At 60.8% G+C, this 22,116-nt stretch carries 19 protein-coding genes and 1 pseudogene; 8 read left to right on the top strand and 12 right to left on the bottom strand.

The features are described 5' to 3' along the window. The first annotated feature begins 141 nt into the window (after positions 1 to 141). The 5 genes from colR to BM026_RS24985 all read left to right on the top strand — a co-directional run bounded on the left by colR (position 142) and on the right by BM026_RS24985 (position 3,912). Entirely contained in the window at positions 142 to 825 is a 684-nt protein-coding gene (colR, locus tag BM026_RS25005; RefSeq protein ID WP_003175870.1) for a two-component system response regulator ColR, read from the top strand. Further along, entirely contained in the window at positions 815 to 2,095 is a 1,281-nt protein-coding gene (locus tag BM026_RS25000; protein ID WP_092246789.1) for a sensor histidine kinase, read from the top strand. The genes colR and BM026_RS25000 overlap by 11 nt, the downstream gene beginning before the upstream one ends. A gap of 188 nt (positions 2,096 to 2,283) precedes the next feature. Next, positions 2,284 to 2,964 carry a class I SAM-dependent methyltransferase gene (locus BM026_RS24995; protein WP_092246792.1) on the top strand — a complete coding sequence of 227 codons (681 nt, stop codon included), beginning with the start codon at positions 2,284 to 2,286 and terminating at the stop codon, positions 2,962 to 2,964. A 4-nt stretch (positions 2,965 to 2,968) separates the two neighbouring features. Beyond that, the gene (locus BM026_RS24990) at positions 2,969 to 3,688 is read left to right on the top strand and encodes a lipopolysaccharide kinase InaA family protein (RefSeq protein ID WP_092246795.1); all 720 of its coding nucleotides are present in this window, start codon (positions 2,969 to 2,971) and stop codon (positions 3,686 to 3,688) included. Beyond that, positions 3,685 to 3,912, top strand: coding sequence for a hypothetical protein (locus tag BM026_RS24985; RefSeq protein WP_028617789.1), 228 nt, complete (start codon positions 3,685 to 3,687; stop codon positions 3,910 to 3,912). Before BM026_RS24990 ends, BM026_RS24985 begins: the two co-directional genes overlap by 4 nt. Positions 3,913 to 4,162: 250 nt before the next feature. On the opposite strand, the gene BM026_RS29020 is transcribed toward BM026_RS24985, so the two are convergent. The 4 genes from BM026_RS29020 to BM026_RS24970 form a co-directional block, all read right to left on the bottom strand. Continuing rightward, positions 4,163 to 5,383 (bottom strand): hypothetical protein, encoded by a 1,221-nt coding sequence (locus BM026_RS29020; protein WP_139217577.1) that lies wholly within the window; start codon positions 5,381 to 5,383, stop codon positions 4,163 to 4,165. Positions 5,384 to 5,624: 241 nt separating this feature from the next. Then, positions 5,625 to 6,722, bottom strand: coding sequence for a DUF1513 domain-containing protein (locus tag BM026_RS24980; protein ID WP_092247151.1), 1,098 nt, complete (start codon positions 6,720 to 6,722; stop codon positions 5,625 to 5,627). A gap of 2 nt (positions 6,723 to 6,724) precedes the next feature. Continuing rightward, the gene (locus BM026_RS24975) at positions 6,725 to 7,789 is read right to left on the bottom strand and encodes an imelysin family protein (protein WP_071489310.1); all 1,065 of its coding nucleotides are present in this window, start codon (positions 7,787 to 7,789) and stop codon (positions 6,725 to 6,727) included. A 31-nt stretch (positions 7,790 to 7,820) separates the two neighbouring features. Next, entirely contained in the window at positions 7,821 to 9,248 is a 1,428-nt protein-coding gene (locus BM026_RS24970; RefSeq protein WP_093530457.1) for a di-heme oxidoreductase family protein, read from the bottom strand. Between the two features lie 140 nt (positions 9,249 to 9,388). Between BM026_RS24970 and BM026_RS24965 the strand changes: the two genes are divergently transcribed. Beyond that, a complete protein-coding gene (locus tag BM026_RS24965; RefSeq protein ID WP_071489312.1) occupies positions 9,389 to 9,952 on the top strand; it encodes an NAD(P)H nitroreductase in 564 nt (187 codons plus the stop codon). 74 nt (positions 9,953 to 10,026) lie between these two features. Here BM026_RS24965 and BM026_RS29700 read toward each other — a convergent pair whose 3' ends face one another. From BM026_RS29700 to gap, 8 genes and pseudogenes are all read right to left on the bottom strand, one after another. Then, positions 10,027 to 10,782: a methyl-accepting chemotaxis protein gene (locus BM026_RS29700; RefSeq protein WP_370468593.1), complete on the bottom strand. Its 756-nt coding sequence runs from the start codon at positions 10,780 to 10,782 to the stop codon at positions 10,027 to 10,029. 102 nt (positions 10,783 to 10,884) lie between these two features. Then, a pseudogene (locus tag BM026_RS29695) lies at positions 10,885 to 11,892 on the bottom strand (HAMP domain-containing protein); the annotation flags it as partial. Between the two features lie 411 nt (positions 11,893 to 12,303). Then, positions 12,304 to 12,705: a YbaN family protein gene (locus BM026_RS24955; protein ID WP_071489314.1), complete on the bottom strand. Its 402-nt coding sequence runs from the start codon at positions 12,703 to 12,705 to the stop codon at positions 12,304 to 12,306. Between the two features lie 146 nt (positions 12,706 to 12,851). Then, positions 12,852 to 13,460 (bottom strand): biliverdin-producing heme oxygenase, encoded by a 609-nt coding sequence (locus BM026_RS24950; protein WP_071489315.1) that lies wholly within the window; start codon positions 13,458 to 13,460, stop codon positions 12,852 to 12,854. A 133-nt stretch (positions 13,461 to 13,593) separates the two neighbouring features. Next, positions 13,594 to 16,158 (bottom strand): TonB-dependent receptor, encoded by a 2,565-nt coding sequence (locus tag BM026_RS24945; protein ID WP_093125129.1) that lies wholly within the window; start codon positions 16,156 to 16,158, stop codon positions 13,594 to 13,596. Between the two features lie 115 nt (positions 16,159 to 16,273). Beyond that, entirely contained in the window at positions 16,274 to 17,242 is a 969-nt protein-coding gene (locus tag BM026_RS24940; protein ID WP_093513900.1) for a FecR family protein, read from the bottom strand. A gap of 74 nt (positions 17,243 to 17,316) precedes the next feature. After that, entirely contained in the window at positions 17,317 to 17,835 is a 519-nt protein-coding gene (locus BM026_RS24935) for an RNA polymerase sigma factor (RefSeq protein ID WP_093530455.1), read from the bottom strand. 214 nt (positions 17,836 to 18,049) lie between these two features. Next, a complete protein-coding gene (gap, locus tag BM026_RS24930) occupies positions 18,050 to 19,051 on the bottom strand; it encodes a type I glyceraldehyde-3-phosphate dehydrogenase (RefSeq protein ID WP_058426789.1) in 1,002 nt (333 codons plus the stop codon). Positions 19,052 to 19,272: 221 nt separating this feature from the next. Here gap and edd point away from each other — a divergent pair, with 221 nt between their 5' ends. Then, a complete protein-coding gene (gene edd / locus BM026_RS24925) occupies positions 19,273 to 21,099 on the top strand; it encodes a phosphogluconate dehydratase (RefSeq protein WP_071489320.1) in 1,827 nt (608 codons plus the stop codon). Further along, a complete protein-coding gene (locus tag BM026_RS24920; protein WP_093513901.1) occupies positions 21,096 to 22,052 on the top strand; it encodes a glucokinase in 957 nt (318 codons plus the stop codon). The genes edd and BM026_RS24920 overlap by 4 nt, the downstream gene beginning before the upstream one ends. Positions 22,053 to 22,116 lie beyond the last annotated feature (64 nt).

Genomic DNA, 22,116 nt, shown 5'->3' with positions numbered 1-22,116 from the left:
AAGCTATAGTGAAAAACTCGTTCGACTAATTAATCGGTTGAAAACCTTTATCGACGGCGCTTGCGGGTCTATCCCTGAGCCACACTTGGCCTTAAGCTGCGCGAGCCAACACGGCCGTTACCGCGTACGGAGACACTGCCCATGCGAATTCTACTGGTTGAAGACAACCGCGATATTCTGGCCAACCTGGCCGACTACCTGGGGCTGAAGGGCTACACCGTGGACTGTGCGCAGGACGGTTTGTCGGGCTTGCACCTGGCCGCCACCGAGCATTACGACCTGATCGTGCTCGATATCATGCTGCCCGGCATTGATGGCTACACCCTGTGCAAACGCCTGCGTGAAGACGCTCGCCGCGATACGCCGGTGATCATGCTCACTGCCCGCGATCAGTTGGACGACCGGCTGCAGGGCTTCAAGTCCGGCGCCGACGATTACCTGCTCAAACCGTTTGCGCTATCGGAACTGGCCGCACGTATCGAAGCCGTGCTGCGCCGTGCCCAGGGCGGCGGTCGCCGCGCCCTGCAGGTCGGTGACCTGAGCTACGATCTCGATACCCTGGAAGTTACCCGCGAAGGGCGCCTGCTCAAGCTCAACCCGGTCGGCCTGAAACTGCTGGCGGTGCTGATGCAGAAGAGCCCGCACGTGCTGCGCCGCGAAATTCTCGAAGAAGCCCTGTGGGGCGATGACTGCCCGGACAGTGACAGCCTGCGCAGCCACGTTCACCAATTGCGCCAGGTGATCGATAAACCTTTTGCCAAGCCGTTGCTGCAGACGGTGCACGGTGTGGGTTATCGCCTGGCCGAGGGTCGTGATGGAGTTTAAGCAAAGCCTTGCGCAACGGATCATCATCGCCTTTGCCTTGATGAGTGCGTTGGTGGCGGGGGCCTTCGCCATGGGTATCGTGGCGACGGTGCACCTGGTGGAAGAGAAGTTGATCTCGGCGGGCCTGGGCGGCGACTTGCAACGCCTGCTGCTGATGGACACCGTCGAGGACTGGCGGCACCGGCCCGAGCCGGACCAGCTGTTTTATTTCAGTGGTGGCCCCGGCGACTTCGAGTTGCCCAAGGACCTACGCCACCTTGAGCCCGGTTTCCATGAAGTATTCCGCGAGGCGCTGTCGTACCACGCCATGGTCGAAGTGGTCGACGGGCGGCGCTACGTACTGTTGCAGGACCAAAGCGATTTCGAAGAGCGCGAGCGCGTGTTGTTCGCCGTGGTGCTGGTGGGCTTTGTGCTCAGCCTGGCGCTGGCGGTGTTCCTCGGCTGGGTGCTGGCGCGCAAAGTGATGGCGCCGGTGGTGCGCCTGGCCCGTCAGGTGCGCCACCGTGACCAATTGCTCGGCCTGGCCCCGCCCTTGGCGCCGGATTACGCGGCGGATGAAGTGGGCGAACTGGCGGTGGCGTTCGACGCCACATTGGGACGGCTGCGCCAGGCCCTGTCCCGTGAACAGCTGTTTACCAGTGACGTGAGCCATGAGCTGCGCACACCCTTGATGGTGTTGGCCAGCTCCTGCGAACTGCTGCTGGAAAACCCCGCCATCGATCAGCGCGGGCGCAACCAGGTGCTGCGCATTGCCCGGGCCTGCGAAGAAATGCGCGAACTGGTGCAGACTTTCCTGATGCTGGCCCGTGCCCAGCATGACGAAGCGGCAATGTCGCCCCAGGTCAGCCTGACGCAGGTGGCCGAAGATCTGCTCGGCATCTGGCGCGAGCCCATCGAGCACAAAGGCCTGGAACTGATCTATCAGCCCGGCACCCCCCTGGATACGCGCTATAACACCACCTTCCTGCATGCGGTGATGGGCAACCTGCTGCGCAATGCCCTGCACTACACCGAGCAGGGGTTTATCCGGCTGACCCTGGAACCGAGCGGATTTATCGTGGAAGACAGTGGTGTCGGTATCCCCGAGGACAAGCGCGAGGCAATGTTCGAGCCGTTCGTACGCGGCAGCGAGAAGCGCGGTGAGGGCCTGGGTTTGGGGTTGTCGCTGGTGCAGCGCATCTGCGAGAACCAGGGCTGGAGCGTCAGCCTCAGTACCATGGAGCCCAACGGCTGCCGCTTTCATGTGCAATTGAGTCAGGTCAACGCCTGACGCCATCCCCTGCCGCTATCCTGCCAGAGATCCCGGTAATTCGGCGAAGATGGCCCCATGCTATTGCGTGAGTCTGTAAAGTCTTGAAATGTATGGGGCTGGACAGGACAAGTTTTTCACAACGGGTTGACCTGTTAATCACAGTGCGCTGCTTAACGTTGTAGGCATCAGCTACTGGAGACCCGTTGATGCCTACCCCGATCAAGCTCGAATTTTCCGAAAAGTACGACGACGAACACGCTCAAGAATATTTGCTCAAGCATCAGGACAATCTGGCGCGCCGGTTGTCCCACAAACGCGACGAGCAGTTGGCCCGTGGTGCGCTGGCGATGGCGGGTGAGCCTGGCCTGGTGCTGGACTTGCCCTGCGGCGCGGGGCGTTTCTGGCCCTTGCTGGCGGAAAAGCCCAACCGCGTGATCATTGGCGCCGACAACTCGGCGTCGATGTTGAAGGTGGCAATGGCAGCCCAGCCCGCCGATGTGGTGAAACGGGTACGACCCTTGCAGACATCGGCCTTTGATATTGCTTTGCCAGATAACGCGGTCGACAGCATTTTCTGTATGCGCCTGTTGCACCACATTGGTGATCCGGCGCATCGCGTGGCGATATTGCGCGAGTTTCAACGCGTTACCCGTGACAGCGTGATTGTTTCGTTGTGGGTCGATGGCAATTTCAAGGCCTGGAAACGCAAGCGGCTCGAACAGCAGCGTCGCAAGAAAGGTGAGCAGGAAGGTTACCAAAACAGATTTGTGTTACCGGCTGCTACTGTTGAAGCAGAGTTTGAGGAAGCCGGCTTCCGTGTCCAGGAGTCCCTGGACTTCATACCGCTCTACGCCATGTGGCGAGTGTACGTATTACGCAAGAGGTAACAGGATGGCAGTTGAGTGCGTAGCAGGCAGTCACGTAGCTCCCGAGGAACGATTCGATTATTTCTGGCACCAGCAAGGCGAGTGGGTCGAAGAGCCCAATCGTCGCCGTGGTGGTGAAAGCGGTGTGCAGCGTGTGATCAGCCCCAACGGACGCTTGCTCTACAGCAAGCGCCAGACCGGGCACATCTACCGCAGTTGGCTGCATCCGTTTGGCCGCCCGACGGTGCTGCGTGAGCGCGATGCCCTCAAGGGCTTGCGTTTGTTGGACGTGCGTGTGCCGGAAATGGTGTTTTGCGAAGCGCGCCGCGACCCCGAGCACCAATGGAAAGCGCTGCTGGTCACTGCCGCCCTCGACGGTTTCGACGAAATCGAGAACTGGTACGCCGCCGGTGGCCGCGAGCAATACGGCGAACTGGTGCATGAGCGTGTGCTCCAGGAACTGGCCGGCACCCTGGCGCGCATGCACAAGGGCCGATGGCAGCATGGCTGCCTCTACATCAAGCATATCTTTGTGCGGGTGACGGGCGAGGGTGACTCGGCCAACGTCGAAGTGGCGCTGCTGGACTTCGAGAAATGCCGCCAGCGCCTGACCGCTTATCGGGCCGCCTCCCATGACATGCTGCAATTGCGCCGCCATTCGTCGTGGAACGATACCGACTGGAAGAAACTCAGCTACTTTTACGAGACGGCGTTTGGCAGCGCTATCAAGGGTTTAACCAGATGAAGCTAGAAATAGCACGAGGTCTGTTCCTGGTCGGGGCGCTGGGCGTTGCAGCCCTGGCGCTGGCGGCGTGGGAACAGCCTCGCACCCAGGTGCTCAGTGCAACGCAGGGTGGCGCGCAATGCCTGTTGCCGCGCGTTGCCAAGGCGAGCACGGCGGCCAAGCCCGATCATGAGTTGTTGCTGTTCATGTTTGGCATGTCTCAAGGGATGAGGCCACAGAGTTGATGAGTTTAAAGGCAAAATGAAAAGGCCTCGCGTTACGAGGCCTTTTTTGGGCTTGTTAAAGTAGAAGGGCGTAACTTTCTTTAGTGTTTTTAATGTTCGGCCTCAGTGCGTGTATAACTTATTGAGCCGTTTTGTAGGTCGGGTACTCTGGTTGTAAAGTCGTAAAGAATGCTGTGGGGGCATTGCTTTATTTGCCGTGTTGCCTCGTTGAAGGTGCTGTCGGTTTATGAGTGTCAACGTTAACTTGGCATTATGTGGGAACTTCGTAGTTATGTTTTTTGGGCGGCAAAGCTCCAACTTCAGGGTACGCTATTTTTGTCTGCTTGGAGTACTCGGTTTTATCAGTTGGCAGGGCTGAGTAGGACCTTTCGTGGGCGACCCTATACAAGATGGCAGCCTCACTGCCTGCGTCGATTGTTGCGTAATTAAATGGAGGAGGAAGGGGTGAGTAGCGTTCACCGTCAATTTTTCCGTTGTTTTTGTATTGGTAGGGGGCAAAGTTTTTTTCTGGGTCGGCAGGGTCCGTGGGCATATGGTTACGATGGCTAAGTTCGGTTGTTAAAGAGTCAATGTAGTGGAGTAGACGTACCAAGTAGTAAGCAGCATTAGCTTGGCTTACTGGGTCCGGATTACTAGGAGTATAGTTACCGACAACCTCTATTAACCATTCATCGGGAATGATTTTAGGTCGGCTATTTACAATCTCACGATTCTCTTCGAGAATCTGACCTGCTAACCGCTTATCCCACTCTGGCCTTCCCGTAGGGCCAGTGGGTGCGACGTCGGTGTTTAATTCTGGGCGTTTGGCCTCAGTGCCACTGATGGGGGGCGTCGTTGTTTTAGGTGTTACAGTTTTCTCTGTGTCTGGAGGTGTGTCGGAAGTTTTAGCTTCTCTATTATGTTCGGTTATATCGGTTTTTTTGTTTTTCTCTGTATCTTTGGCTGGGTCTTTCAGGGCCGAATAACCGTTCTCGAGGAAGTTCAAGAACAGTTCATAATTTGAGTTTTTTGTGGGAGGCTTTCCGGGGCCATTATAGCCATCATATATCGGTCGCCCAGGTGTAGGTGATGCTCTGCTGTCCGTGCCTGATGTGATGTACCCGACCACTTGCGAGAAATCGTACATCCTGTCTGCCCGATCATTGGGGTCGGGGTTATCAATCGAAAAGTTACCAACCTTTTTATAAGCCCGGTCGAAGTCACTTTCTGGGTGCGGTCCGAAATAATACTCTTTAAGTCTGGGATTGCTGTCGACCATTTCACGTGCGCCGCGGTTATCGCCCCATGGGCGTCCAGTGGGATGGGATGGAGGGTTGGCGCGTATAACCTGAGTCTTTTGGTCTGTATTGGAGTTGCGGGTATCCGGTCCACAGGGATAGTTAGTGGCTGGCGATTCAGATGGGCACGGCGATCGATTGGCGGGCGGTGTGTGCGCTGACTGCATACCGTTGAGCGTTATAAGGTTGAACATTTATTCTCCTGGCTTGTGTAGTGATTAAAGTCACGTAGCTAAGTGGTAAATGTTCCGAATTCGTTCCATAGAGTGCGAAAGTGCCTACGGCGAGTATCTTCTACTTCTTAAGGTATTGCCGAACTCAACTTACTCTCAGAGATTTCTGAGTTACTTCCCCCTTCTGATATCAAGCAGGCGTAACAGCGAGCCGTTGCTTAACGTGGCATTCGGCTCGTGTCGGGTGAGAAGCGACCTGCACTCAGATCAGATGCAGATGGTTATCCCAAAGCCCTGCCGGCAACTCCAGCGGCGTTGCCACCAACTGTTTCTGGCGACAATCGTAGAACCGGCAACGGCCCTGGCCCGAGGTCACGACAAACCCATCCTCGACCGCGCCCACGCCGGCGCAGTCGGGCAGCGGTCCGTCCAGGCGCAGCTCGCCGCTGTCCATGTTCCAGATAAAGAAGCGGTTGCCCCGTGGGGCAGTCAACGCCACCAGGCGCAATTCGCTGTGCACTGCGACGCTGGCGGTGTAGTGCCCCATCGCCTGCAACTGCTCGTCCGCCACCGGAAACGCCACGTATGGCTGCCCCGGACGCTTGATCGCCAGCAACTCGGAACGCTCCTGTGATGCCCCCATGAACTGCTGCCCGGTGAGGATGGTGCCATCGCTGGCGATCCCCATGTGCCGCACGCTGTTCATCTGCTGGCCGAGGGTTTCCTTGCTGATCAAGGTACCGTCGCGCTGCATCAGCACCAGGCTCGGTTCCATGGCGTCGAGGTTCATCTCCACGCGGCTTTCGGCTTCGGTACGAATGCCGCCGTTGGCCACCACCAGGGTCTCGCCGTCGGGCATCCACGACACCTGGTGCGGGCCGATGCCGTGGGTGGAGATCTCGCCGGTATGCACCAGCCGCTCGCCTTCGAACCGGTACACACCGAGCAGGCCACGGCCGGGGTCGGTTGTGTCGTTCTCGGTGGCGTACAGCCAGTCGCCGCTCTTGTGAATGACCGCGTGGCCATAGAAGTGGCGGTTGACCCGGGAGGTGATGGTTTGCAGCAGCGCGCCATCGCGCAGGTCGATCAGGTAACTCTCGGTGCCCGGGCGACGGGCGACAAACAGCGCAATCGGCAGCGTCGGGTGGTTGATGATGTCGTGGCAGCGCTGGCCGACCTGGGTGGCAAATACCTGCCTGCCGTCCAGGCGGTAACCCACGGCGTAGTGCTTGCCGTCCGCATCATCCCGCGCCGAGAGCAGCAGCGGGCCCTTGTCTTTGCTTTTGAACAGCGTCCAGCCACCCAGTGTGAGAGCACTGAGCAGCACGCTGCCGATGGCCAAAGCCTGTCGCCTGAGCATCATCAGTCACCGTCGTTGGCGTTAAAGCCCAGTTGGATGCCCAGCGCCTTGGCCAGCTCGCCCTCGTGCAGGCGGTGGACGACGTTGAGGCTGTCATAGATATCGTTGAGCTGCTGGCGCCCAGCGTCATCGTTCAACAGTTCGTTGAGGGTGCGCTGGTTGCTGGCGAACAGTTTCAGCGACGCGGCATAGGCGGCGTCGATCTTGTCGGCCAACGGCTTCTGCTCTGACGGCAGCAGGCCACGCAGGCCTTTGTTGTCGACGCCGACCCATACGGTCTGGGCTGCCGCGAGGCTGGCTTCGAGGCTTTGCAGGGACGACTGGCTGCGCCATGCATCGGCCTGGAACGGCTGCGGGATACCCTTGGTCTGGCGGCCCATCGGCGTGCCGAGTTTTTTCTTCAGGGTGTCCAGTGCGGTGACCTGCACGCGCAGCAGATCGGCAATGGCTTCGTGGGAATCGGCGTAGCGCTGGTTCGGAAACTTGGTCATCTGCGCCAGCATGCCGTCGGTGCTGTTCCAGCTGGCCAGGATCTCTTCGGCCAGGGCCTTCTGACGGTCACCGATGGCGACCAGCAGCGGGCAGTAACGGGCCTTTTGTGCGTCGTCGGCGATGTCGGTCTTGGCGTCGTAGAGGATGTATTCGTAGGCGGACAGGCCTTGCACCACCACGCTGGACTTGGCCAGGGCGGCGCCGTCGATCTGCGGCTGGCTGGCGACCAGTTGCTCGACCTGGCGGCCGACCAGGTTCTTCTTGTCCGGCCAGAACTGCACCTGCCACGAACGGTTGCCCTCGGCCAGCGGCCCGATCAGCAGCGGTTGCAGCTCGGCCCAAGCCTTTTGTGCATGCAGGAAATCGGCACGCGCGGTGTCCAGGCTCTCCTTGCCCTGGCAGTAGGCCAGCGCGCTGACGGCCAGTTGGCGGTCGGCTTCGACCCAGCGGCTGTAGGTCGGCAGGATCACTTGCTTGGCGATGGCCGCAGAGGTCACTGCTTGCGGGTCTTGCGGCGAGCAGGCGCCTAGGGCGAGGGCGGCCAGGCTGGTGAACAACAACTTGGGACGGAACATGTCGAGCTCCCTTCTATAAGTGGGGCGAAGCTTATAAAGAATTCAGGAACGCCAGCAACGCAGCACGCTGCTCGGCATTGAAGGACAACACATGCTGCTGCGCCGCTTGGGCTTCACCGCCATGCCACAGCACGGCTTCGAGCAGGTTGCGGGCGCGGCCGTCATGCAAGAACTGGGTATGGCCACTCACGGTTTGCGTCAGACCAATGCCCCACAACGGCGGCGTGCGCCAGTCGCGGCCACCGGCCTTGAATTCTGTGCGGTTGTCGGCGAGGCCCGGCCCCATGTCGTGCAACAGCAGGTCGCTGTAGGGGCGGATCACCTGGTTGGCCAGTTCAGGTTCGGCGGCATTGGCGGCCGTGGTGAATGCAGGCGTGTGGCAACCCTGGCAGCCGGCTTGATAGAACAGGTTTTTACCGGCCAGCACCTGCGGCGTGTTGACGCCACGGCGCGCCGGCACCGCCAGGTTGCGCGTGTAGAACAGCACCAGGCGCAGGATGTTGTCGCTGACTTCCGGCTCGCCATCGGGGCCATTGCCGTTGGGGGCCTGTTTGCAGGCGACTTGGGCATCGGTGCAGTCATCAAAGGGTCTCAGGGATGTGGTGAGGCCCATATCACCAGAGAACGCGTGAACATTTTGTTGATTGAGGTTGGGTTGCCCGGCTTTCCAGCCAAAACGCCCGAGCACGGTTTTTTGCTGGGCGTCGTCCCAGACCCAGTTGGCGCGGCCGACAATGGCTTGCTTGTCGGCGGTCTTCGGGTCGGTGTTGCGTAGGATGTCGGCGTCGCTGATGGCTTCGAGCAAGCCCAGGCCGATCATCGGCGGCGCGATGCGTGCGGAAAAGCGCGTGTCGGGGTGCATCGGGCCGTAGCCAAGCTGAGTGATCTGCAGGTCGGGTTTACGCAACTCGACCACCGTGCCGTCCTTGAACGTCACGTTGACCGGCGTGTAATCGACCCGCACCTTGCCTTCCGGCGGCACGCCCGGCACGGCCATGTCCTGCAATTGCCCACCGTAGACCGGCTCGGGCACCACGCCAATGTGCTCGATGGCCTTGGCATAGGCGGGCGCATCCGGAATCGACAGGCGTACCAGCATCGACACCGCGTTGGGTGCATCGGGCAGCGGTGGGTGACCACGACCGTCTTTTATATGGCAGTTCTGGCAGGCGTTGGTGTTGAACAGCGGGCCGAGGCCATCACGCGCCGTGGTGGTGGACGGTGCGATCACCCAGGGGCTGCGAAAGAAGCTGTTGCCGACGCTGAAATCCAGGCGGCGGGTGGGCGACAGGTTGGCCGAGGGCAGGGAAAACGCGTTCTGGTCGCGCTTGTTCACCGTCGCAGCACCGCCCGCCCGTGATTCACCCGGCTCGGCCTTGGTAAATCTGGGCGCGTCATCGCAGCCAGCCAGGCTCAAGGCCAGCAAGGCTGCGGACAGGCGAAAAAGCGAAGGGGACATCGAATTTCCTGAACCACGGCGGAAAATAAGGTCGCAAAGTCTAACAGGGCAGGGCGCAATGAATAAGAGCAATTATCGTTTGGTGGCATCCCGATTCATTCCCGCTAGAATGACCGCACATTTTTTTCTGGAGGTGGCCCATGCAGGCTCTCGACGCTTTGCTCAACCGTGTTTCCGTGCCGCGCCTGCTGGAACCGGCGCCGACCCAGGAGCAGCGCGATGTGCTGTTTGCCGCCGCCATGCGTGCGCCCGACCACGGCCAACTGCGCCCTTGGCGCTTCCTCACGGTTGAAGGCGCTGCTCGCGAACAGATGGGCACCTTGTTGGCCGAAGCGGCCCGGCTGCAAGACGCCGATGCGCCACAGGCGGTGATCGACAAGGCCCAGAACGGCCCGTTGCGCGCGCCGTTGGTGGTGGTGGTGATTGCCCGTTTGCAGGAGCACTTCAAGGTGCCCAAGTCCGAGCAACTGCTGGCTGCTGCCTGTGCGGCTCATGGCATCCTGTTGGCGGCGTATGCCCAGGGGATTGGTGCGGTATGGCGCACCGGGGAATTGTCCTACTCGGCCCACGTGGCCAAAGGCCTGGGGCTGACGGCGGATGAGGAGGTGATTGGCTTCCTGTACCTGGGCACACCGCAGAACCCGCCGCGTACCGCGGCTAAAGAAGACCTGACGCAGTTTGTCAGTGCCTGGACCGGTCTCTAAATCCAAAGTGATCAAACTGTGGGAGGGGGCAAGCCCCCTCCCACATTGGAACTGTGTTGTTTTTGAGATTGGGTTTACACCCTGAACTGATCCATCAACTTCATCTGCTGGCTGGCCAGTGCATTGAGTTGGCTGCTGATGGCCGCCGACTCGGTGGCCTGGCCGGTGAGGGTTTCGGTCACGGTACGGATCGCCGAGACGTTGCGGTTGACCTCTTCGGCCACGGCGCTCTGTTGTTCGGCGGCGCTGGCGATCTGCAGGTTCATGTCGCTGATCACGGTGACCGCATCGCTGATCTTGCCCAAAGCCTGCACCGCCTGATGGATCTGCCCGGCATTGCTCTGGGCCTGGCTCTGGCTGGAGTGCATGGTCGCCACCACGCCACGGGTGCCGCTCTGGATGCGCTCGATCACCAGGCGGATTTCCTCCACCGAATCCTGGGTACGCTTGGCCAGGTTACGCACTTCGTCGGCTACCACCGCAAACCCTCGACCGCTTTCCCCGGCGCGTGCCGCTTCGATGGCGGCATTGAGGGCCAGCAGGTTGGTCTGCTCGGCAATGCTGCGGATCACTTCCAGCACTGAACCAATCTGTTCGCTGTTGACCGCCAGGGCTTCGACTTCGCCCACGGCCTTGCTGACTTCTTCGGCCAGGGTGGTGATGTCGCGGGTGCTCTGCTCGATGATCGACATGCCTTCACGCGCCGACTGGTCGGCACCGCGTGCCGCGCTGGCGGCATTGGACGCGCTGTTGGCGACGTCGTGGGCGGTGGCGCTCATTTCGTTGGACGCGGTGGCCACCTGGTCGATTTCGCGGAACTGCACCTGCATGCCTTCGCTGGTCTGGCGTGCGATGGCCGAAGACTGGTCTGCGGTGCCGCGTGCTTCGGTGATGCTTTGCTTGATCTGGGCGATGGTCGGTTGCAGCTTGTCGAGGAAACGGTTGAACCAGTTCACCAGTTCGCCCAGTTCATCCTTCTTGGCGTAGGCCAGGCGTTGGGTAAGGTCGCCGTCGCCGCTGGCGATGTCCTTGAGCATGGCGGCCACGCTGTTGATCGGCCGGGTCACGCCGGTAGCGGTCAGCCAGATCAATAGCAAACCGAGCAGGCCGGCGGCGGCGGCCACCAGCAGTGCCTTCAGGGTGCCGGCGGATTGGGCGTCGTCAAGCACCCGCTGCAACTTGACGTTGTCGGCGAGCATCACGGCTTTTGGCAGCTTGATCACCACGCCCCAGGATTTGGCGTCGGCAATCGGCTTGACCGGGTACACGGCGCGGATGGTGTCGTCCTGTTCGCGGATCATGCGGTTGTCACTGGCCAGCAACTGTACGATTTCCTTGCCCTCGGCGCCGAGGGTGTCGATCAGGTTCTTGCCGACCTTGGCCGGCTCGCCGCTGTAGGCGGCAATCAGGCCGGTACTGGAGAGAATCTCCAGGTGCGCTGCGCCGTTGAACAGGTCCTTCTGTGCAGCGTCGGCGGTTGCTTGCAGGGCGGTGAGGGCGATGTCGACACCGACGACGCCGATGAGTTTACCCCCCACGATCAGTGGCGAGGCGATGGTGGTCATCAGTACCTTTTTGCCGGCCACCGTATCTTCATAGGGGTCCAGCAGGCAGGTATTGCGGGTGTCCCGTGGGCAGGTGTACCAGATGTTGTAGGGCGTACCGTTGAGGGTGAGGGTGGTCTTGTTCAGGTCTTCTTCGACCATGATGGTGTTCAAGCCTTCACCGCCGGCACGGCTCCAATAGCTGGAGAAGCGCCCTGTTTCGTTGGAGACGCGTGCCTTGTCATCGACGAACTCGCTGTCCTTGCCGTCCAGGCCGTTGGGTTCGAATGACAGCCAGAACCCCAGCACTTTGCTGTTGCGATCAAAGGTGGTTTTCAGGCTCTGGTTGATTTCTTCGCGCAGCGCGCCGGCTTCCAGGCCACGCTTGCTGGCCATGGTGCGCAAATCCTTGATCTGGTCGGCCAGCGCTGTCAGCGCCATCAGGCTGTCGCCAAAGGTTTTCTGCAACTGCACCGCTTGCTCGGCGGCCCTGGCTTGCAGCAGTTGTTCCACGCTGGCGGTGAGCATGCGCGAGCTGGAATCGCTGACCAACAGATCATTCTGGTTGGTGTTGTAGATATTGATGCCGACGACCAGCGCTATCACCCCCAACAGGCAAAGGCCGGACAGCAGCACGATTTTCAGGCGGATGGAGAGGGTGTTGAACATAGGCTCACTCGCGAATGGACTGGTGGGGATGCATGCAGCAGAGCCAAGTCCATTCAGCGCTATGTCTGAAACATCGGCGTCACAAATCAATTCATGAGAAAGAGGCGATGAGCGGTAGGAAAACACCTACATGCGGCGTCAGACAGGCGCTGCAAGCCTTTCCGGGCGTGACCAGATCCACAGGTTGCCCAGGCTCATTCCGGCAATGGCCAGGTAGATCGGCCAGCCGTGGTCGAGCATCACCAGCATCAGCATGGCGCACAGCAACATGCTTACAGTGGCGCTGACTTTGGCTCGGCGAGCGATGATCTTGCCGTTGCGCCAGTTGAACAGGATCGGCCCGAACAGCCGGTGGTTCTCCAGCCAGGCGCTGAGGCGTGGCGAGCTTTTAGTGGCGGCCCAGGCGGCCAGCAGGATGAATTCGGTGGTGGGCAAACCCGGCACGACAATCGCGATCAACCCAATGCCCAGGCTGACATAGGCCAGCAGGCCGAAGAGGATCCGGGCGATTTTCGAGGTGGATTGGGTTTTGCGGGTCATGGTTTATTTGTAACGTCGCGAAGTGAGCGCCAACTGTTGGAGGGGCTTGCCCCCGATGGGGATGTGTCAGCTAGAGAAGCGTTGACTGGCGCTCTGCTATCGGGGGCAAGCCCCCTCCCACAGTTGATGGCATTTCAATCTGGATGTCAGGCCAATTCAGGGGCGCTAGCGTACGCCTGTTCGAGCAAGACGGTGAAGCGTACAAACGCGTCGATCGCACCTTTTTCCACTGCGGCTTCCTCTTCGGCACTGAACTCCAGGGCGTCGAGGGTACGGGTGAAGCTTTTCCAGCCTTCGGCGCGACCACCGGCCGGCTCACCCAGGTGACGGGCACCGAAGGTTTCGCTCAGGCCCAGGCCCACGGCACGCTTGATCAGGAACGCAGCGCCCAGTTTGGAGCCTTCGGACACAAACAGCCAGCCCAGGGCTTCGGCCTTGCTCGGGTTTTTCACGGCGCCGGCGACCGGTGCAGGCACCTCGGTGTCCAGGTCGCCCAGGTCCAGTTTGGCGGCTTCGGCACGGCAACGCTCGGCCAGGTCCGGCACGATCTTGATCAGTTCGGCATCGTTGTACAGGGCCACCAGTTCCGATTGGAACAGGTACTGCGCCACCACGAAACGGGCGAAGTTGGCCCGGGTTTCAAACGGGGCGTGAGCCTTGACCAGTGCGTCGAGCTTGGTGTGCGGCTCGTTGGTGATCTGGTTCAGGCGTTGGGAGCGCAGGCTTGCGCGTTCTGCGGTAGGGGAAGCGGTCATGAAAAGTCCTTGAGAAGGGATGCGCCTGGGTGCCCGAAAGAGAGCTGTTATCAACTAGACGAACAAGAAGACGCGGCACAGTAAAAAATCCTCACCCCGTCGAAGAAATTTCAACGGGGTGAGTAGGGCGGTGCTAGATGTCCCAGATCACGTTGATCGCAAAGTTGCGGCCGGGCTGGGTCAGGCGGTCGAGGTTGGCCGGGCCGGTCACGGCGGCTTCGCCGACACTGTCGTAGCTGCGCACGTCATCCCAGTTCCAGTACTTCTTGTCGGTGAGGTTGTAGAGGCCGCCGTTGATGGTCACGTCGTGGGTGACTTTGTAGAAGGCGGTCAGGTCGACCACACCGAAGCCAGGCGTCTTGAAGGGGCCGCTGGTGTCGCCGTCCGGCGCGTGGAAGGTGGTGCTGTCGACGCGATCCTGCTTTTTCACCAGGGTCCAGCTCAACAGGCCACCGTAGTTGTCCTGGTCGTAGCCCAGGCCGAAGACGCCCTTGAGCGGGTTGACGCTGTTCAGCGGCTCGCCGTTATCGTCGTTGCGGCCATAGGCATAGGACACCGAGCCCTGGGTGTACAGACCTTGCGGCGCACCGAAGGCATCCAGGTTCAGGCGGCCCTTGGCTTCGGCGCCCTTGATGGTGGCGCGCTTGATGTTGATGGCCTGGAACTGTTCAAGACTGCCCCCGGCAACGGCGTTGTCTTCGTCGATAAAGTCGCGGTATTTGTTGTAAAACACGGCGATCTCGAAGGAGCCTTCGTCGAACTTGCCGCGAATCCCGGTTTCGACGCCTTTGCTGGTTTCTGGCTTGAGGTCGGGGTTCGGCTCGACGGTGTAGCCCAGGTTCAGGTTTTCAAAGCGGCCGTACAAGGCCTTGGCAGACGGCGTACGGAAACCTTCGGCGTACTGGCCGAACCAGGTGTATTGATCCGTCAGGGCGTACGTCAGGCCAAACTTGGGCGTCACACGGTGCCAGGTTTTTTCCTTGTCGCTCACTGGGTCCGCCCCTGTCGGGTTGACGGTGTTGAGAAATTCCTGGGTCAGCTTGGGTTTGAGCTGGGTGTAGTCGTAGCGCACGGCGGGCAGGAAGGTCCACTTGTCCCAGGTGATCTGGTCCTGTGCGAACAGCGAATACGTGTTGATGGTCGGGTCGGGGAAGTCGCTGGACTTCTTCACACTGTCGCTGGCAATCGGGCTGGGTGCACCGATGGCGGTGCACCCACTGCCGACGGCCACGCAGGTCGCGTTGCCCTCGCGCGAACCGGTGACTTTCTGCTGCTTGAGGGTGGTGCCGTAGGTCACCTGGTGGTCGGTTTCACCGAGGCTGAACGCCTTGTCGAGCTGGGCGTCGAAAATCCACTGTTTTTCCTGGTAGAGCGTGTCGCGGGTGCGCAGGACACGACGGCCTGACTGATAGATCTCGGCGGTGGTCTGGTCGGTCTTGGCGATCTGGTAATTGAGGCTGGTCTTGATGCGGTCGGCAATCGGCGACTCGAGGGCGAAGCTGTTTTCCAGGCCGAAACGTTCACGGGTAATGGTGTCGTTGCCACGACGATCACGGTAGAGGTTGAAGCCTCGGCCGCCGATGAACGGGCCGCCTACCGCGTTCTTCAGGTTGACGTCGCGATCGTCCTTGTACTTCTCGTAGGTCAGGCCCAAGCGGTTGTCATCGCCATAGTTCCAGCCGAGCTTGGCCAGGATGTTGGTGGTGCGCGCGTCCTCCGGGTTGGCGCCGGTGCGGGCCAGGCCGGTGGCGTTGTTGCCGTCGTAGGATTCGGTCTCGTGGCCATTGCGCTGGCTCAGGTGCAGCAAACCATCGAAGTCCTGCAGGCGGCCGGCGACGGTGCCGGAGGTCAGCCAGCTTTCGTCGGCGGAGCTGTAGCCGGTCTTGAGGCGGGCGCCGAAATCCTGGCCTGGCTTGATGATGTCGTCCGGGTCGAGGGTGAAGTAGCTCACGGCGCCACCGATGGCGCTGCTGCCGTACAGGGCGGAGGCCGGACCGCGCAGGATCTCCACACGCTTGACGATCTCCGGGTCGACGTAGTTGCGACGGGTCTTGGCGTAGGGGCCGTTGAAAAAGTTGTCCGGCACTTCCACGCCGTCCACCTGGGTGAGGATGCGGTCGCCGTCGATACCGCGGATGTTGAAGCCGGCGTTACCGGAGCGGGTGCCCGCGCCGCCGACCGAGACGCCGGGCTCGTAGCGCACCAGTTCGCGGATGTTGTTGACGTTCTGGCGGTCCAGTTCTTCGCGGTCCTGCACGCTGACGGTGCTCGGTACGCTGGTCACATCCTGCTCGTTACGGGTGGCGCTGATGGTTACCTGTTGCAGGTTTAGGGTGCCGCCCGCTGCGCGTTTTTCCAGGATGATGTTGTTGCTGCCCAGCTTGCGATAGCTCAGGTTGGTCCCCACCAACAGCCGGTCCAGGGCTTTTTCCGGCGACAACGGACCGCGTACGCCAGGGGATGACACACCCTGGGCCAGTTCCGCCGGCAGGCCGACCTGCCAGCCGGTCACGGCGGTAAATGCGTTGAGTGCAGAGACCAGCGATTGCTGCTCGATGCTGAAGTTGTAGTTGCCATGGCTGCGCGGAGCAGGCTCGGCGGCGGTGGCGGTCATCACTGGCGCACCGGCCAGCAGGATGGCCGCCGTCAGCAAGGACAGCACGGGCGAAGAGGACCGGCGGTTGAAACAAGAGGACATCGAGAGCGCTCCGGGGTACGAATCTTATAGTTGCGAACCGAACCAAATAGGAATCAGTTGCATTGGCTAAGACGAGACGTACCAGTGCCAGCTATCGAGTAAAAATAATTCTCATTTAGTTGAGGATCACCAGCGCCGGGTATTCCGACAACTTGGCCGAGGTGATGTGGGCCAGCGAGCGCACCACATCCAGGGGCTGGTCGAGGCGGTAATTGCCGGTGACGGCGACGCTGGCGAGTTGGTCGTTGGTGTTGACGATCCAGCCAGGGTAATAGCGGCGCAGCTCGGCGAGCACTTCGCTCATGGGGCAGTTTTCGAAGATCAGCCGGCCTTGCACCCACGCCAGGTCCTTGTTGGCGTCCAGTCTGGCGGGCGAGCCGAAACCCTTGGGGCCGACGCGGATGCTTTCCCCGGCGCTCAGACGCACGCGGGCATCATTGAAGGTATTGCTCAGGTCGACATCGCCACGTTGCACCTGCACCTGTGCTTCGCCATTGAGGTAGCGCACGGCGAAGGCGGTATCGCGCACGCTGGCGCGCACGGGGCCGGCGTCGATTTCCAGGGGCAGGCCATGGTTGGGTTTGATTTCGAAAAACGCCTCGCCCTGGTACAGGCGAGCGATGCGCTGATGGTCCTTGATGCTGCTGGAAAACGCCGAATTGGTGTTGAGCAGCACCTTTGAACCGTCGTCCAGTTGCAGGCGCTGGCGTTCGCCCACCACGGTGAGGTGATCGGCCTGCAGGCGCACCGGCAGGTTGCTGAAACTGAACAGCCCGATCAGCAACACGGCGGCGGTGGCCAAAGGTTTCCAATGGGGTTTGATCCACCGCCAGGCGCTGGGCTTGCGCGGTGCTGCCAGGGCGACGGCGGCGCTGTGCACTGGCGCGCCACCCCAGGCCGCCTGGGCCTTGGCGAAGGCGTGGACGTGGGCGGGATCGCTGGCCAGCCAGGCTTCGAATTCGGCCTGCTGCCCGGGCTGCGGGCACTGCAAGGCGATCAGCCAGTCGAGGGCTTGGTCCATGGCCGTGTCTTGCAACACCTCATGAGCCAGCTCGTGGGGGTGCAGTTTGTTCGGGTCCGTCACGGTGTTCCTCGGGTCTTCGCCACGTTCTATTCAACTTTCCTACAGCTTGAGTCGACGTTTCTGTCGGGTGAAGCTTAAGGCCGATCCAGCCGTTCGGCCACACCTACACAGATGGCCATGATCAACTTCAGTTCCTTTTGTACGGTGCTCAAGGACACTTCCAACTGATCGGCGATCTCCTGGTAACTGCAACCGTGCAGGCGGCTGAGGATGAAGATCTGCTGCTGGCGGGCGCTCAACTGGCCCAGGCTGACGCTCAGGGCCTCGAGCATTTGCTCGGCCTGGGTGGCATCTTCGGGCGTGCTGATGGGGGCGGCGACACTTTGCAGGACGTCCAGCGGGACATCTTCCTGCAGCGTGCGTGCCTGGATCCTGCGCGCACGCAGATGATCCAGCGCCAGGTTGCGCGCGGTCTGATAGACGAAGGGTTCAAGGTGATCGATCGGCCGCTCGCTGAGGGCCCGGGTGACGCGCAGGTAGGTTTCCTGCAACAGGTCCTCGGCGGTGCTGTGGTTATTGACCATCCGCTGCAAGGTGCGAAGCAGAATCACCCGTTGGGCGAGAAAGACGTGGTTGAAGCGAGATTGGCTCACAGTGCTACCAGACCGATTTGCAGTTAATGATAATGCTTATCATCAACTGAAATGGCAAGTAGCTATTTTCCTTATGCGGGACACAAACCAGTGTGGGAGGGGGCTACACCCCGATGGCAGTGTGTCAGTCAACAAAGATGTTGAATGTGCCACCGCTATCGGGGGCAAGCCCCCTCCCACACAAGCCTCTTCAGAAGGTCCCGCACAGCTCACATTACTCGGCGTTGCACAGCGCCAGGCAGTTATCCAGCATGCGGTTGGAGAAGCCCCACTCGTTGTCGTACCAGGCCAGCACTTTCAGCAATTTACCGCTGACCTTGGTGTGATTGGCATCGAAGATCGACGACAGCGGGTTGTGGTTGAAGTCACTGGAAACCAGCGGCAGGGTGTTGTAGCCGAGGATCTTCGAGTGCTGGCTGGCTTCTTTGAGCAGCGCGTTGACTTCTTGCGCCGTGGCTTCTTTCTTCAGTTGTACGGTGAGGTCCACCAGCGACACGTTGATCACCGGCACCCGCACCGCCATGCCGGTCAGCTTGCCCGCCAGCTCCGGCAGCACCAGGCCTACCGCTTCGGCGGCGCCGGTCTTGCTCGGGATCATGTTCTGGGTGGCCGAACGCGCGCGGTACGGGTCGGTGTGGTAGACGTCAGTCAGGTTCTGGTCGTTGGTATAGGCATGGATGGTGGTCATCAGGCCGCTCTCGATACCCAGCTCGCGGTGCAGCACTTGAGCCACTGGCGCCAGGCAGTTGGTGGTGCACGAGGCGTTGGAGATGATCTGGTGGGATTGACGCAGAATGTCATGGTTGACGCCGTAGACCACGGTGGCGTCCGCGCCCTTGGCCGGTGCCGAGATGATCACCTTGCGTGCGCCGGCGGTAATATGGGCGGCAGCCTTGTCACGGTCGGTGAACAGGCCGGTACATTCGAACACCACGTCGATCTTGTGCGCAGCCCAGGGCAGGTCGGCCGGGTTGCGAATGGCACTGACGGCAATCCGGTCGCCATTGACGGTCAGGCTTTCCTGATCGTGGGCGACCTCTGCTTCGAAAGTGCCATGCACGGTGTCGTATTTGAGCAGGTGGGCATTGATCGAACTGTCGCCCAGATCATTGATGGCGACGATCTGCAAATCCTGGCGGTAGCCTTGGGTATACAGTGCGCGCAGGACATTACGGCCGATACGGCCAAAACCATTGATTGCGATACGAAGAGTCATTGGAAAGTGCCTGTCGTCGATTTGTTGTAAGAATTACAAGATTATTCGCATAAAAATAGAAAACAAGCCTTTTTAGTGGCAATATTTTGTTCAATCTACAACGAGTGACCTGAATCAACTGGTCCGATGATCCAAACGACTCCCTGCCATCCCATGCGCTGCGGGCGTTTGATCAGCATAGACACTCAGGTCGCCACATCCGTTAGCCTGGAGTTCTACACATGCATCCCCGCGTCCTTGAGGTCACCGAACGGCTTATCGCCCGCAGCCGCGCCACCCGCGAGGCTTACCTTGCGCTCATTCGCGGCGCAGCCAGCGACGGTCCGATGCGCGGCAAGCTGCAATGCGCCAACTTTGCCCACGGCGTGGCCGGTTGCGGCACTGAAGATAAAAATAGCCTGCGCATGATGAATGCCGCCAACGTGGCAATTGTTTCGTCATATAACGACATGCTCTCGGCGCACCAGCCGTACGAACATTTCCCTGAACAGATCAAGAAAGCCCTGCGCGAAGTCGGCTCGGTCGGCCAGTTCGCCGGCGGCACTCCCGCGATGTGCGACGGCGTGACCCAGGGCGAGCCCGGTATGGAGCTGAGCCTGCTCAGCCGTGAAGTCATCGCCATGTCCACGGCGGTAGCGCTGTCCCACAACATGTTCGACGCGGCCTTGATGCTGGGCATCTGCGACAAGATCGTCCCCGGCCTGATGATGGGCGCGCTGCGCTACGGCCACCTGCCGATGATCTTCGTACCGGGCGGGCCGATGCCGTCGGGCATTTCCAACAAGCAGAAGGCCGATGTGCGCCAGCGCTATGCCGAAGGCAAGGCCACCCGCGAAGAGCTGCTGGAATCGGAGATGAAGTCCTACCACAGCCCCGGCACCTGCACCTTCTACGGCACCGCCAACACCAATCAGTTGCTGATGGAAGTCATGGGCCTGCACCTGCCGGGCGCCTCGTTCGTCAACCCGTACACGCCGCTGCGTGATGCGCTGACCCGCGAAGCCGCGCACCAGGTCACGCGCCTCACCAAGGCCAACGGCAACTTCACGCCGATCGGCGAGATCGTCGACGAGAAATCCATCGTCAACTCCATCATCGCGCTCAACGCCACCGGCGGCTCCACCAACCACACCCTGCACATGCCGGCCATCGCCATGTCGGCGGGCATCATCCTCACCTGGGACGACATGGCCGACCTTTCCGAGGTGGTGCCGACCCTGTCCCACGTGTATCCCAACGGCAAGGCCGATATCAACCACTTCCAGGCAGCGGGCGGCATGTCGTTCCTGATCCGTGAACTGCTCGAAGCCGGCCTGCTCCACGAAGACGTCAACACCGTGGCCGGCAAGGGCCTGAGCCGCTACACCCAGGAGCCGTTCCTGGTGGACGGCGAGCTGATCTGGCGCGACGGTCCCATCGAGAGTCTCGACGAAAGCATCCTGCGCCCGGTGGCCCGTGCGTTCTCGCCCGAGGGCGGCTTGCGCGTGATGGAAGGCAACCTGGGGCGTGGCGTGATGAAAGTCTCGGCCGTGGCCCTCGAGCACCAGATTGTCGAAGCACCCGCCGTGGTGTTCCAGGACCAGCAGGACCTGGCCGATGCGTTCAAGGCTGGCCAGTTGGAAAAAGACTTCGTCGCCGTGATGCGCTTCCAGGGCCCGCGTTCCAATGGCATGCCGGAATTGCACAAGATGACGCCGTTCCTCGGTGTATTGCAGGATCGTGGCTTCAAGGTCGCGCTGGTAACAGACGGGCGTATGTCGGGCGCGTCGGGTAAGATCCCCGCCGCGATTCACGTCAACCCCGAAGCCCAGAGCGGCGGGCCACTGGCGCGGGTGCAGGATGGCGATATCATTCGTGTGGATGGCGTGAAGGGCACCCTGGAGCTTAAGGTGGACGCCGAAGAATTTGCAGCGCGTGCGCCTGCCACTGGCCTGTTGGGTAACAACGTGGGGGCCGGTCGCGAGCTGTTTGCATTTATGCGCTTGGCCGCAAGCTCCGCAGAGCAGGGCGCCAGCGCCTTTACCTCTGCCTTGGAGACGCTTAAGTGAAGTTAGCGCTGGTCGGTGACATCGGGGGCACCAATGCCCGTTTTGCGTTGTGGCGGGATCAGGAACTGCATTCGATCCGCGTGCATGCCACGGCGGATCATTCCAGTCCTGAGGCCGCTATCAAGGTTTACCTCAAGGAGGAAGGCCTGGAAATCGGGGACATCGGCGCGGTGTGTCTTTCCGTCGCTGGTCCGGTGAGCGGAGATGAATTTAAATTCACCAACAACCACTGGCGCCTGAGCAAGACTGCGTTTTGCAAGACATTGCAGGTGGATGATCTGCTGTTGGTCAATGATTTCTCGGCCATGGCCCTGGGCATGACCCGCCTCAAGCCCGACGAATTCCGCGTGGTCTGCGAGGGCACGCCGGAGCCGTTGCGGCCTGCGGTGGTGATCGGTCCGGGCACCGGGCTGGGTGTCGGTACCTTGCTGGACCTGGGCGGTGGCCGTTTTGCGGCGCTGCCGGGGGAGGGCGGGCACGTCGACCTGCCGCTGAGCAGCCCACGGGAAACCCAGCTGTGGCAGCACATCTACACCGAGATCGGGCATGTCAGCGCTGAAACGGCTTTGAGCGGTGGCGGGCTGCCACGTCTGTACCGGGCGATCTGTGCGGTCGACGGCCATGCGCCGGTACTGGAAACCCCCGAAGCCATCACGGCCGCCGGCCTGGCCGGTGACCCGGTGGCGATGGAAGTGTTGGACCAGTTCAGCATCTGGCTGGGCCGCGTAGCCGGTAACAATGTGCTGACCACCGGCGGACGCGGTGGTGTGTACATTGTGGGCGGGGTGATACCGAGGTTTGCCGACTTCTTTATCCACAGCGGTTTTGCCAGGAGCTTTGCTGACAAAGGCTGCATGAGCGAATACTTCAAGGGTATTCCGGTGTGGTTGGTGACGGCGCCGTATTCCGGGTTGACCGGGGCTGGCGTCGCGTTGGAACAGGCTTTTGCATAGGGACTGATGGTCCTATCGGGGGCAAGCCCCCTCCCACATTTGGAACGCATTTGCCCCCGATAAG

The sequence above is a fragment of the Pseudomonas sp. NFPP24 genome (assembly GCF_900112095.1).
Classification (GTDB): domain Bacteria; phylum Pseudomonadota; class Gammaproteobacteria; order Pseudomonadales; family Pseudomonadaceae; genus Aquipseudomonas; species Aquipseudomonas extremorientalis.
The sequence above is the reverse complement of the archived record's forward strand: the minus strand, read 5'-3'. Positions and strand labels throughout refer to the sequence as shown.

Coding starts and splice junctions, on each gene's coding strand:
- BM026_RS24975 (WP_071489310.1), bottom strand. CDS start 7,789: ATGTTCCGTCCCAAGTTGTTGTTCACCAGCCTGGCCGCCCTCGCCCTA.
- BM026_RS24980 (WP_092247151.1), bottom strand. CDS start 6,722: ATGCTCAGGCGACAGGCTTTGGCCATCGGCAGCGTGCTGCTCAGTGCT.
- colR (WP_003175870.1), top strand. CDS start 142: ATGCGAATTCTACTGGTTGAAGACAACCGCGATATTCTGGCCAACCTG.
- BM026_RS24965 (WP_071489312.1), top strand. CDS start 9,389: ATGCAGGCTCTCGACGCTTTGCTCAACCGTGTTTCCGTGCCGCGCCTG.
- BM026_RS24970 (WP_093530457.1), bottom strand. CDS start 9,248: ATGTCCCCTTCGCTTTTTCGCCTGTCCGCAGCCTTGCTGGCCTTGAGC.
- BM026_RS24945 (WP_093125129.1), bottom strand. CDS start 16,158: ATGTCCTCTTGTTTCAACCGCCGGTCCTCTTCGCCCGTGCTGTCCTTG.
- BM026_RS29700 (WP_370468593.1), bottom strand. CDS start 10,782: ATGCAGGTGCAGTTCCGCGAAATCGACCAGGTGGCCACCGCGTCCAAC.
- BM026_RS24985 (WP_028617789.1), top strand. CDS start 3,685: ATGAAGCTAGAAATAGCACGAGGTCTGTTCCTGGTCGGGGCGCTGGGC.
- BM026_RS24990 (WP_092246795.1), top strand. CDS start 2,969: ATGGCAGTTGAGTGCGTAGCAGGCAGTCACGTAGCTCCCGAGGAACGA.
- BM026_RS24950 (WP_071489315.1), bottom strand. CDS start 13,460: ATGACCGCTTCCCCTACCGCAGAACGCGCAAGCCTGCGCTCCCAACGC.
- edd (WP_071489320.1), top strand. CDS start 19,273: ATGCATCCCCGCGTCCTTGAGGTCACCGAACGGCTTATCGCCCGCAGC.
- BM026_RS24955 (WP_071489314.1), bottom strand. CDS start 12,705: ATGACCCGCAAAACCCAATCCACCTCGAAAATCGCCCGGATCCTCTTC.
- BM026_RS24995 (WP_092246792.1), top strand. CDS start 2,284: ATGCCTACCCCGATCAAGCTCGAATTTTCCGAAAAGTACGACGACGAA.
- gap (WP_058426789.1), bottom strand. CDS start 19,051: ATGACTCTTCGTATCGCAATCAATGGTTTTGGCCGTATCGGCCGTAAT.
- BM026_RS29020 (WP_139217577.1), bottom strand. CDS start 5,383: ATGTTCAACCTTATAACGCTCAACGGTATGCAGTCAGCGCACACACCG.
- BM026_RS25000 (WP_092246789.1), top strand. CDS start 815: ATGGAGTTTAAGCAAAGCCTTGCGCAACGGATCATCATCGCCTTTGCC.